At 65.8% G+C, this 2,755-nt stretch carries 2 protein-coding genes; one reads left to right on the forward strand and one right to left on the reverse strand.

The window, feature by feature from the left end:
- On the reverse strand, window positions 1-1,011 hold a 1,011-nt coding region (locus ACIPIA_RS13650), incomplete at its 3' end, for a DNA topoisomerase IB (RefSeq protein ID WP_400510329.1).
- A gap of 194 nt (window positions 1,012-1,205) precedes the next feature.
- Here ACIPIA_RS13650 and ACIPIA_RS13655 point away from each other — a divergent pair.
- Complete coding sequence (locus ACIPIA_RS13655) at window positions 1,206-2,687, forward strand: M81 family metallopeptidase (RefSeq protein WP_400510330.1); 1,482 nt, start codon at window positions 1,206-1,208, stop codon at window positions 2,685-2,687.
- Window positions 2,688-2,755 lie beyond the last annotated feature (68 nt).

Here is a 2,755-nt window from a genome sequence, read left to right on the forward strand (position 1 = left end):
CAGCCCGAGCGCGCGCTCGATGCGCGAGCAGCCGGTGCGGGCGCGCGCCTTCGCGTAGCTCCGCTGCAACCGCCCGCTGGCATAGGCATCGATGACAATGGCGTGGACATAGCTCTTGCGCACCACCGCCGGCGTGTTGACCAGTCGCTCCGAGATCGCCCGCATGATGTCCGCGAGCTGGCGCTTCCGCCCGGCTTCGCTTGCGATCTCCTCTCCCGCCAGCAGCAGTTCGGCAGCTGCCGCATTGGCAGCCAGCATCCGCAGATCCTTGCTGCTGATCGGGAGGCCGCAGGCCTGCCTGAGATAGGCATTGATGTCGGTTGCGTGGATCGGGGCCACGGTTCCGTCCTCGCCGCGATGTTGCAGCAGCCGGCGCCCCGGCAATGTCGCTATGCGTGCCAATGCCCGTGCGAGCGCAGCATCGTCGATCGTGCAGGCGATCTCCTTGCCGCTCTTGCCGCGGAAATGCAGGGCGACCCGCGTCCCCGTCAGCGTGGCGTGGCGCTTCAGCAGCGTCGAGGTGCCGTGGCTGCCGTTCTTTTTCGCATAGCTTTCATTGCCGACGCGCAGATGGCAGCGGTCGATGATGGCAGCGGCGCAGGCGAGCGCCTTCTCGCGGGAGAGCGTGCGGGCCTTCAAGTCGGCGGCAATCCGGGCGCGCAGCTTCGGCAGCGCCGCGATCAATCGGCCAAGGCGCTTCAGCTTGCGGCGCTCGCGCACCTTCTCCCATTCCGGGTGGTAGCGATGCTGCACGCGGCCGGCCTCGTCCTGGCCGATGGCCTGGAGATGCGCCCGTGGATCAGCCGCGATCCGGACATCCTCGTAGGCGGGGGGAATGGCGAGCGAGCGAATGCGCGCCAGGGTTTCCTCGTCAACGATCTTTCCGCCTTCCGCATCCCGGTAACCAAAGAAGCGGCCATGGCGGATGCGCCGGATGGTGAGTTCGTCGGACGAAACGCGACGCAGTCGCGTCGAACTCGAGCGGTGTTCAGGGTGTCGGGAAACCGGCATGGCGCAGGCTCGCAGAGATCTGCTGCGAAGAATGCGCGGCGCGTGCACTTGGTTCCGGTCAGTCGAGCATATTCACCACGTTTCGGCAAGCGCGCAGGTTTCTGGGGACGCATGCACGAAAATCAGTGGCGAGAGGGCCGAGGCCTCGCCAAAACTGTCAAAAAAATTGAACGATATGTTTTGGGGAGACGAAGGTGCCGCGCGTTCTGATCGCCGAGTTCATGCATGAGACGAACACCTTCAGTGTTCAGCTCACGGACGAAGCCACTTTCCGGGCGCATGGCGCCTTTCTCGGCAACGAGATCCCGGAGGCCTTTCGCGGCACCCGCACCTCGATGGGCGCTGCCTTCGAGGCTGCCGAGAAGTTCGGCTGGAGCCTCGTCCATCCGCTGGTGACCGGCGCCAATCCCTCGGGGCGCGTCACCGATGCCGCCTTCGATGTCTTCGCCGGCCATATCGTCAATGCGGCTGATGGTGTCGATGGCGTGCTGCTCCATCTGCACGGCGCGATGTCGACCGAAAGCTCGGACGATGGCGAGGGCGAATTGCTGGCGCGGCTGCGCAAGCGCACCGGCCCCGACATCCCGGTGGTCGCCGTGCTGGATCTTCACGCCACGGTCACGCAGCTCATGGCCGACAACGCCAATGCGCTGATCTCCTATCGCACCTATCCGCATATCGATCAGTATGAGCGGACATGGCAGGCCGCCGAACTGCTCGAGCGCGCCATGAAGGGCGAGATCAGGCCGAGGGTTGCGCTCGCCCGCCGCCCGATCCTCTACGCGCTCGATGGCGGCCGCACGACGTCGCCGCCATTTCTGGAGTTGCTGCGCCGGGGCGATGCGCTGGAGGCATCCGGCGATGCGCTGGTCGTCAGCGTCCAGGCGGGCTTTTCGTCGGCGGATGTGCACGACATCGGTCCGTCGATCGCGGTCGCGGCCGATGATCTCGGCAAGGCGCAAGCGATTGCCGAAGAGCTGATGGACTATGCCTGGGAGCAGCGCCACTTCTCCTCGATCCACTTCACGCCGCTGGCCGAGGCCATGGCGCGGGCCAAGGCCGGCGAAGCCGATGCCGGGAAGCCCGGCTACAAGCCCGTGGTGATTTCGGACTACTCCGACAATCCCGGCTCCGGCGCCTATGGCGACGCCACCAACCTGCTGCGCGCCGTCCTCGACGCCGAGCTCAGGAATGTCGGCTTCCATGCAATCTGCGACCCCGAAGCCGCGCTCGCCGCGCAGGCGATCGGCGTCGGCAATCGCGGACGGATCAGGCTCGGCGGCAAGGTCGATCCCAGCATGGGCGGCGGTCCGCTCGATCTCGACGCCCATGTCGTCGCGCTGACCGACGGCTACTTCATGTGCTACGGGCCGATGGCGGGCGGCGTCTGGCGCAATTACGGACTTTCGGCGCTGCTGCGGGTCGACGATGTCGAGATCATCGTCATCACCCATAACGGCCAGGCCACGGATCTCGCTCAGTTCACCTCGCTCGGCGTCGATCCGACCCGGAAGTCGACGGTGATCGTCAAGTCGATGCAGCATTTCCGTGCCGCCTTCCAGCCGATCGCCCGCGAGGTGCTGGAAGTCGATACCGGTGCGATCTCGACCCGCAACTTCAAGGAGCGACCCTACAAGAAGGTGCGGCGGCCGATCTTCCCGCTCGACGATATCTGAGGGCGAAGTGCCGACTCATGGGCTTGCGCCGCGCGACGTGAGCTGGCCCGATCTGCAGAAAGAATTGG

Source organism: Allobosea sp. CER48, from assembly GCF_044752385.1.
GTDB lineage: Bacteria > Pseudomonadota > Alphaproteobacteria > Rhizobiales > Beijerinckiaceae > Allobosea.